General features: G+C 64.7%; 15 protein-coding genes. All 15 read left to right on the forward strand.

Features of this window, described 5'->3' with window-relative positions; translation table 11 throughout:
- Nucleotides 1-308 precede the first annotated feature (308 nt).
- Complete coding sequence (locus tag VGH68_RS26160) at nt 309-767, forward strand: transcriptional regulator (protein WP_331606616.1); 459 nt, start codon at nt 309-311, stop codon at nt 765-767.
- Between the two features lie 55 nt (nt 768-822).
- Nucleotides 823-1764, forward strand: a complete 942-nt coding sequence (locus VGH68_RS26165) for a hypothetical protein (protein ID WP_331606617.1) — start codon at nt 823-825, stop codon at nt 1762-1764.
- A complete protein-coding gene (locus tag VGH68_RS26170) occupies nt 1742-2281 on the forward strand; it encodes a hypothetical protein (protein ID WP_331606618.1) in 540 nt (179 codons plus the stop codon). The genes VGH68_RS26165 and VGH68_RS26170 overlap by 23 nt, the downstream gene beginning before the upstream one ends.
- On the forward strand, nt 2278-2769 hold the full coding sequence (locus VGH68_RS26175; RefSeq protein WP_331606619.1) for a hypothetical protein: 492 nt from the start codon (nt 2278-2280) through the stop codon (nt 2767-2769). The genes VGH68_RS26170 and VGH68_RS26175 overlap by 4 nt, the downstream gene beginning before the upstream one ends.
- A gap of 17 nt (nt 2770-2786) precedes the next feature.
- Nucleotides 2787-2999, forward strand: coding sequence for a hypothetical protein (locus VGH68_RS26180; RefSeq protein WP_331606620.1), 213 nt, complete (start codon nt 2787-2789; stop codon nt 2997-2999).
- Nucleotides 2996-3352, forward strand: a complete 357-nt coding sequence (locus VGH68_RS26185) for a hypothetical protein (protein ID WP_331606621.1) — start codon at nt 2996-2998, stop codon at nt 3350-3352. Before VGH68_RS26180 ends, VGH68_RS26185 begins: the two co-directional genes overlap by 4 nt.
- Nucleotides 3349-3504, forward strand: a complete 156-nt coding sequence (locus tag VGH68_RS26190; protein WP_331606622.1) for a hypothetical protein — start codon at nt 3349-3351, stop codon at nt 3502-3504. The genes VGH68_RS26185 and VGH68_RS26190 overlap by 4 nt, the downstream gene beginning before the upstream one ends.
- Before the next feature lie 5 nt (nt 3505-3509).
- Complete coding sequence (locus tag VGH68_RS26195) at nt 3510-3746, forward strand: hypothetical protein (RefSeq protein WP_331606623.1); 237 nt, start codon at nt 3510-3512, stop codon at nt 3744-3746.
- Nucleotides 3740-4348 carry a hypothetical protein gene (locus VGH68_RS26200; RefSeq protein WP_331606624.1) on the forward strand — a complete coding sequence of 203 codons (609 nt, stop codon included), beginning with the start codon at nt 3740-3742 and terminating at the stop codon, nt 4346-4348. The genes VGH68_RS26195 and VGH68_RS26200 overlap by 7 nt, the downstream gene beginning before the upstream one ends.
- Before the next feature lie 175 nt (nt 4349-4523).
- Nucleotides 4524-4847 (forward strand): HNH endonuclease signature motif containing protein, encoded by a 324-nt coding sequence (locus tag VGH68_RS26205; protein WP_331606625.1) that lies wholly within the window; start codon nt 4524-4526, stop codon nt 4845-4847.
- Nucleotides 4844-5176, forward strand: coding sequence for a hypothetical protein (locus VGH68_RS26210; protein ID WP_331606626.1), 333 nt, complete (start codon nt 4844-4846; stop codon nt 5174-5176). The genes VGH68_RS26205 and VGH68_RS26210 overlap by 4 nt, the downstream gene beginning before the upstream one ends.
- A gap of 26 nt (nt 5177-5202) precedes the next feature.
- Nucleotides 5203-6036, forward strand: a complete 834-nt coding sequence (locus tag VGH68_RS26215; protein ID WP_331606627.1) for a ParB/Srx family N-terminal domain-containing protein — start codon at nt 5203-5205, stop codon at nt 6034-6036.
- Between the two features lie 4 nt (nt 6037-6040).
- Nucleotides 6041-7111 (forward strand): DNA cytosine methyltransferase, encoded by a 1071-nt coding sequence (locus VGH68_RS26220; protein WP_331606628.1) that lies wholly within the window; start codon nt 6041-6043, stop codon nt 7109-7111.
- Nucleotides 7095-7574, forward strand: a complete 480-nt coding sequence (locus VGH68_RS26225; protein ID WP_331606629.1) for a phage terminase small subunit P27 family — start codon at nt 7095-7097, stop codon at nt 7572-7574. Before VGH68_RS26220 ends, VGH68_RS26225 begins: the two co-directional genes overlap by 17 nt.
- Nucleotides 7531-8393: terminase large subunit domain-containing protein (locus VGH68_RS26230; protein WP_331606630.1), on the forward strand; the 863-nt coding region annotated here is incomplete at its 3' end. The genes VGH68_RS26225 and VGH68_RS26230, both read left to right, overlap by 44 nt.

The following is an 8393-nucleotide window of genomic DNA, read 5'->3' on the forward strand; positions in this document are numbered from 1 at the left end:
GTTCGACAGTTTTTTTTCATAGGTGTTTTCACTTACCGGGCCAGATCATTTTCCTGATATCTGAGCGTTGTAAGCTTGAAGCAACGCAACATTTTTAGAAAATCTTTTCCGCGCCATGCCTCGTCATACCTCGCCACGCCACTTGACATTAATCGAAGCTTTCAAAATAACGATAATCGTGAATTTACCAAACTTTGTTTGATGGTGTCTTTAAGTGGTTTATTCGGAATACCGGGATTGAAAATACGCTTCAATGGGTCTTTACTTTTCCCCCACATGCTAGTGAATCCTGATGGGAGACCCGGAATATGCCCCGCGTCAACACCTATACCCCGCTCGCGGAACGCGGTCTGCTCGCGCTTGATCTCGCGATCATCCTGGCGGGCAGCCAGTCGAACCTGGCGCAAACGCTCGGTATCACCGTGCGCATGATCTCGCAGTGGAAGAAACGCGAACGCTACGTTCCCGTGCAATACGTCACGCGGGTCTGCGCCGTGTGCAGTCATCCGAAGATCACGCCCTATACGCTGCGTCCCGATCTCGCCGCGGACTGGCAGAGGCTCGGTCCGATGCTGGCGAAGTGTGGCGCGGGCCACGCGCGGACCAGCCCGCTCGATCCGTTCGAGGTCGATGCCGAGCAGGCCATGATGCCGCCGCCACCGCGAGGCAAGCGCACCGGCCGCCCCGTGCATTCGCTTGCGCGCCGCATCGCCGAGCAGCTTCAGGCCGAACGCGCGGCAGCTGAACGTTCGGGAGCGACCGCATGAACGCGAGCACTGACCGGATCGTGGCCGCCGATGGGCGCATCTAACGGGGTACGCCATGCAGCAGCGCATTCGAACCGTGAAGCCGTCCCTGTTTCAGCATAGCGGGCTGTTCGATGCCGAGCATGACACTGGCCTGCCGCTTCGTCTGGCCTACGTGGGCCTGTTCACCTGCTGTGACCGTGAAGGCCGCTTCAAGTGGGATGAACGCGAACTGAAGCTGCATATCCTGCCCTGGGATGACCTCGATTTTTCACGCGTGCTCGACGCGTTGGTCACGCGTGGTTTCGTGATGGACTACGCGTCAGAGACGGGTGAAAGGTACGGTGTGATACCCACGTTTTGCAAGCATCAGGTCATCAACAACCGCGAGAGTTCATCCGAACTACCCGCGCCACCGGAAACCCTTGCTGACAAAGGATCAGCGACGCGTGAACCACGCGTGCCCCACGCGACACCCACGCCGACAAAGCGGAAGGGAAAGGAAAGGAAGGGAAGTAAACCTAAAACCTTAACCCCTCTGCGTACTTCGTACGCAGCGTCCCCCTTGCCCGCAGATGGCGACGAACTGCCCGAGGGAACACCGGACGTCGAGACGATTTTCCGCTTCTGGCAGCAGCGCATGCTGTCGCCCAACTCGCGCCTCGATGGCAAACGCCGAAAGCTGATCGCCGACGCGATGGCCCGCTATGCGCCGCGCGAGGTGTGCCGCGCCATCCGCGGCTGCTCGCGCGACCCGTGGCACATGGGCGAGAACGAGCGCGGCCGGAAGTTCAACTCGCTCGAACTGATCCTGCGCGACGCGAAGCACATCGAGGACTTCATCGAATTCGACACGAACCCGCCTGCGCCGCCGCCCCCGAACGGCCACGCGCCGAAAGGCGAAACGCTGCACGAGGCGCGCCGGCGTACCGCCAGGGCGTTCGGCGTCGCGCCGCAAACGGGCGATGTGTTCGACGTGCCACCGGAGGACTGCCATGTCATCGGCCCAAAGCACTGAATCGCGCGGCGCGTGGCTGTGGCGAAAGATGTCCGCGATCTACGGCTCGAAGTTTCTCGACCTGTGGGCCAACGTCGATCCGCATGACGTCCAGGCCGAGTGGACCACGGCGCTACACGGCATGTCGCGCGAGGATCTGCAGCGCGGCATCAGCGCGCTCTACCGCACGCGCTATGCGCCGACCCTGCCCGAGTTCGTCGAGCTATGCGTGCCGCCACGTCCGGTACCGCTCGCGCACCAGTACCGCCTCGAGGAGGCTGTCGAGCGCACCGACAGCCCGACCGCCCGCGCGAAACTCGCCCGCATCGCCGGCACCATCACGCTGCACAACCAGCCCGGCATCGAATGGGCGCAACGCATTGTCGAGAAGTCGAAAACCGAAGCCGTCCCGGCGATGAAGCTGGCGATGGCGAGAGAAGCCATCCGAAACTTCGAAACGCTCAACCCGCTCGAACCGCGCGAGCCTGGCTGCGATGACGAGGAAGTTGCGGACGCAACCAGTCGGAGACACGTGTGAAAATCGAGTTCACCATCCTCGGCGAACCTGCCTCAAAAGCGAACTCGCGCGAGATCGGCGTGATCCGCAGGCGTGGCGAGGATGGCAAGTTGCGTACGCAACCAATGCTGCGCAAGAGCGACAAGGCACTCGCCTACGAACGCGCCACGCTCAGGCAGGTCCCGCCGAAGGCACGTGTCCGGCTTGAGGGACCCGTGCGCCTGATCATCCGCATCTGGTACGCGACCGAACGGCCCGACCTCGACGAGAGCGTGATCCTCGACTGCCTTCAGGACCGGCACGCATGGGTGAAACACGGCACGGGCGAAAAGCGCGTGCTCGTGCATCGTGGCGTGTACCGCAACGACCGGCAGGTACGGCAGAAATTCATCCTTCACGGCATCGACCGCGTGAACCCGCGGGCCCATGTCATCGTGGAACCGTTGCAGGCGCAACAGATGGCGCTTGCCCTTGAACCCGGCTTTGATCCGCTTGAACTGACCGCATGAACCTTCACCATCCCCTCATGAAACAGACTCTCGCGATGCGCCAGCATCTCGCACACGACAACACGCGCCTGCGCGCCGCGCTGACGACCATCGCAGACATGGCCGAACACAGCCCGAGCGCGATGACCATGAACGACATCGCCCGCATTGCGCGCTCGGCACTGGTCGCGATACCGCGCGAGAATCCGCTGCTTCGCCATCCCGAACAACCGGGCGGGATCGAATCATGACCTTCGCCGCCGCCCATCAGGTCACGCTCGATACCTCCGAGTGCTGCAAGTGCGGCGTGACGTTCGCCTTTCCATGGTCGCTCATGCGCAGGCTGCGCGAGAACGGTGGCACGTTCTACTGTCCATCCGGCCATGCGCAGCACTTCACCGTGACCGAAGCGGACCGCCTGCGCAAGCTGCTCGAAGAAGCCAACCGCAGCAAGACCCGGCTGGTGGACGACTATGCGCAACTTCAGCGCGAACACCGACGCCTGCAAAAACGCGTGTCGGCCGGTGTGTGCCCGTGCTGCAACCGGACTTTCACCAACCTCGCGCGTCACATCGCATCGAAACACAGGGAACTCACGCCATGATCACCGTCTCGCTTGTTCTCATGATCGTCGCACTGGTGCTGTTCGCGCTCGCCGCGTTCAACGTTGCAGTGCCGCCGCGTTTCAACCTCACCGCTGCGGGACTGGCCTTCTGGCTGCTGTCGGTGCTGCTCGGTCACTTCGTGGTCGGGTGAACGCCATGAGCCATCGTTGCGCGTGGCCCGGTTGCGAGCGCACCGTCTCGCGTTCGATGTGGGGCTGTCGCGAGCACTGGTACCGTCTGCCGAACAACCTGCGCGCATGGATCGGCCGCGCGTACCGCATCGGCATCGACAACGGCACGCATCCGACGCCCAGCTGGTGCAAGGCGCACACGGCCGCGCTCGCGTGGATCGAGCAGCACGGGCAGGCCAGCCAGGATCATTCGCCATGCTGAACCCGATCTTCGCGGACACGACCGTGGCGCTGCACATGAGTTACGCGATACGGGCCACGCGCGCGACCGCGCCGACGTCCATGCGCCGCATGCTGCTGATGCTCATGGAGTCCGCCCAGATGATGAACCGCCAGCAGACCGGCTGGCTTGAACGCCTGATCGGCCAGCGTTCGCGACTGGTGGACTTCGGCAGTCTGAACGCGGTCGAGATCCATGCACAGGCGGTCATGATCACGGAAGCCGTCCGTCACCGGCTGCCCGAGCCCGAAGCGTTCGCGCTGATCGCGCGCTTCGCCCAGGACATCGAAAAGAGCGCCGGTGTCTACGGCGTGACGGACTATCTGCTGGTTTCCGGTTCGCCTGTCGGCAACCGCGAAGCCGTGACTGATCTCGTCTGGCGTCGCTACCTGCCGCGCCAGTATCGGGGCGGCTATTCGATCCGCGACATCGAGTACCGCACGCACGTCGCCCGGTCCACGCTCGGACGTGCCGCGCAGTGGCTCGATGACGAATGCGACGGGCTCGAACTGTCGGCGCTGCGCCGTCTCGAACAGACGTTCGTACCGCATGGCGTGTGCGGCGCGCTCGTGATGCAAGCCTGACCGTGCTTGTAATCTGGGACAAACGTACTAGAATTTTCGCCAGACACTGACGAATCCTGCTGGTAGCACGAAACACCTGTCATAAGCTGGCCGCGCATGGCCAAAGCGCAGTACCCGAAAGCCCCATACGGCACGTTCCGTATCGGGGCTTTCGGCTTTTCTGGAGCCGCGAACGATGGGACGCTGGGCGCACCTGTATGCACTGCCGCAGTGGAAACGGCTGCGTGCGCTGCATCTGCGCGAGCACCCGCTGTGCGTGATGTGCATGGAAGCCGGCGATTGCGAACGCGCCACCATCGTCGACCACAAGCGTCCACACCGTGGCGACATGCGCCTGTTCCTCGATCCGGCCAATCTGCAATCGCTGTGCAAGCCGCATCACGATTCGTCCAAGCAGTGGGAAGAGAACCGCGGCATGTCGGGCGGCTGCGATGCGGACGGCAATCCGCTCGACGAACGTCATCCGTGGAATAGCAACCGCAAGAGGGTTACGTCATGAACCTGCTGAACGGCCAGCACGCGCCGCTGCTCACGGGCACGCGCAACCAGTGTCCATCGTGCGGAGAACTGTTCGCCTCGTTCGATTCGTTCGATGCCCATCGCGCCGGCCGGTACGGTTCGCCAGGCGGCATGCACCGCTACTGCCTCGCACCGGATGCGATGCGCCGCGCTGGCATGACGCCCGATGTTGCTGGCTTCTGGACGGCCGGTACGCACGCATCGTGTGATCGCGCGACGGCGCCGGCTGACCGTGCCGACACCTCGCACGCCGGCGGGTGTGCCGGCCACGCGCACCGGTTCGCGCTGGCGATTCCGCGCGCCGGCTGACCGCCCGCGCTGCCGTGTCTGCATCGATGCCGGGCTGGCTTGCCAGCATCGCGCAGGACGGCTTCGCGAGGGTTCGCCCTTGTGCCTGGCAACCGCGCCCGTCGAGACGTTCCGGCGCGCGCGCCGAGGCCCTCTCGCAAAAAGATGGCGGCACGCAGGGGCGGGAAAAAAGTCAGGGGCGCGAGGACCGGACACCCCGCGCGATGGTTTTTTCTCAAGAGCGCAGTTCAACAAGTGGGGGCCGAACAGCCATGGGACGTAACGCAACGCGACGCGCACCACGCGTGCCGGCTGCCGACGCGGTCGGCGCAGTCGGCGCAGACAGCGCGCCGGGATCACCAGAATCGCCCGCAGCGCCCCCGTGGCCGGCGCTGAATATCGAACGCCGTCCGCTGACGGCGCTCGTCCCGTACGCACGCAATGCGCGCCTGCATTCCGACGCGCAGGTGATGCAGATCGCCGCCTCGATGCGCGAATGGGGCTGGACGCAGCCAATCCTCGTCTCGGAAGACGACACGATCATCGCGGGTCACGGCCGCGTGATGGCGGGTCTGAAACTCGGGCTCGACGATGCGCCCGTGATGGTCGCGCGCGGCTGGAGCGAGGCGAAGATCCGCGCGTACGTGATCGCCGACAACCGGCTCGCGGAAAACGCGGCATGGGACCGCGAGATGCTGGGTGCGGAACTGGCCGAACTGCGCGACGCCTTCGACCTGTCGCTGACCGGCTTCACGGCGGGCGAGATCGACGCGATGCTGGTGACCGACCTGCCGGCGCTCGGCGTCGAGTATGACGAGGGCGCGGCCGCTGGCGTGAAGATGGTCACGTGCCCGAAGTGCGGTACCGAGTTCCCGAGGTGATGCGATGGCGTACCCCGACCGTCTTGCCGCCGCGTGGCAGGCGCACCTCGCACCGCGTACACCCGATGCGCCGACCGTGGTGTCGACCTTCGCGGGTTGCGGCGGGTCGAGCCTGGGCTACTCGATGGCCGGCTTCGACGAACGGCTCGCCGTCGAGTGGAACGAGAAGCAGGCCGCGTCATTCGTAGCGAACTTCCCGGACGTGCCGCTGCATCTGGGCGATATCGCGGATCTCACCGACGAGAATGCGCTGCGTCTCGCGCGCGTGGCGCCCGGTGAACTCGACGTGCTTGACGGCTCGCCACCGTGCCAGGGCTTTTCGCTCGCCGGCAGCCGCCAGTTCGAGGACGGCCGCAACCAGCTGTTCCTCGAATACGTGCGGCTGCTGCGCGCGTTCGCGCCGAAAGCGTTCGTGATGGAAAACGTGCGCGGCATGGTGATCGGCAAGATGCGGCTGATCTTCGCGGAGATCATCCGCGAACTGAAGGCGACGGGCTATCAGGTCAGCGCCCGCGTGCTGGTCGCGGGTTACTACGGCGTGCCGCAGATGCGCCCGCGCATGATCATCATCGGCATCCGCAACGACCTCGCCGCGGCCGGTATCACGCCGTCGCATCCGGTCCCGTTCGCCATCGCGCCGACGGTGCGCGAAGCGTGGCACGGCATCGAGAACACGGCCGACGAGATCGACGTGGCTAAATTCGCCACGACCCGCCTGGTTGACCGGCTGCTGTACCGCATGAAGCCCGGCGAGTACGGCGACCGCTACCACCCGAACAAGCAGCTTTACGGTCTGTACCGGCTCGATCCCGACCGGCCGAGCCCGACCCTGCTGCGCAACGGTGGCGCGGGCGGTGCGTGCGAGGCGTGCCATCCGAGCGAGCACCGCCGCATCACCATTGCCGAGGCCAAACGCCTCGGGTCGTTCCCCGACCCGTTCGTCCTGCGAGGCAGTTTTCCGGAGCGCTGGGCCGCTATCGGGAACTGTGTGCCGCCGCTGTTCATGCGGGCCATCGCGGCACACGTCCGCTCACTGCTCGCACACACGGAGGAACCACATGCCGCAACGGCCTAAACCGACCGCGCTGCGCGTGATCGAGGGCAACCGCGCGCGCCGGCCGATGCCGAAGAACGAACCGAGGCCGAGGCGTGGCATTCCGAAGCCGCCTGCGCATCTCGATTCCTATGCGCTTGCGGAGTGGGACCGTATCACACCCGAACTCGATGCCATCGGCCTGCTCAGCACGATTGACGGTACGACGCTGGCCGCCTACTGCCAGTGCGTGTCGCGCTGGATGCAGGCCGAGGAAGCGATCCAGCGGATGAAGGCGCGCGACAAGCTGACCAGCGCGCTGATGATCAAGACCAGCAACGGGAACGCGATACAGAACCCGCTGATTGGCGTGGCTAACCGTGCGATGCACATGGCGATCCGTTTCGCCGCCGAGTTCGGCATGAGCCCGGCCGCGCGCGCACGACTCGACGCACTACCTCATGAACCGGACCCGCAAAACGAGCGGAAAGAAAGCTACTTCTGATCCGGTGACGCAGTACGCGTCCGATGTGGTAGCCGGCATCATCGTCGCCGGGCCCCACGTGCGCGCGGCGTGTGCGCGGCACCTGGACGACCTGCACTTCGGGCCGGGCCGTGGACTGCGCTGGGACCTCGATGCGGCGCTGCGCGCGATCCACTTTTTTTCGGACGTGCTGTGTCTGAACGGCGGCGACTTCGAGGGCAAGCCGTTCGTGCTGCTGGCGTGGCAGACGTTCATCGTCGGCTCGCTGTTCGGCTGGAAGCGCGAGGACGACACGCGCCGCTTTCGCGAGGCGTACGTCGAGGGCGGCAAGGGCTGCGGCAAGTCACCGCTCGCGGCGGGCGTCGGGCTCTACATGCTGGTGGCCGATGGCGAGATGCGCGCCGAGGTCTATGCGGCCGCTACCAGCCGCGATCAGGCAATGATCCTGTTCCGCGATGCCGTGGCGATGGTGGACCTGTCGCCCGAACTGCGCAGCCGCATCCTGAAGTCGGGACGCGCCGAGCGCTGCTACAACCTCGCGTACATGCAGAAAGGCTCGTTCTTCCGGCCTATTGCGAGTGACAAGGACCGGCAGAGCGGACCGCGCCCGCACTGTGCGCTGATCGACGAGGTCCACGAGCACAAGGACCGCGCCGTGATCGACATCATGCAGGCCGGCAAGAAGGGACGGCGCCAGCCGCTGATCTTCCTGATCACCAATAGCGGCATCGACCGTACCAGCCTGTGCTACGAGAAACATGAGTACGGTACGAAGATCGCCGCCCGCTCGCTCGAAGACGATGCGTTTTTCGCCTATATCTGCGCACTCGACGAGGAAGA

The sequence above is a fragment of the Paraburkholderia sp. genome, from assembly GCF_036488505.1.
In the GTDB taxonomy this organism is placed as follows: Bacteria; Pseudomonadota; Gammaproteobacteria; order Burkholderiales; family Burkholderiaceae; genus Paraburkholderia.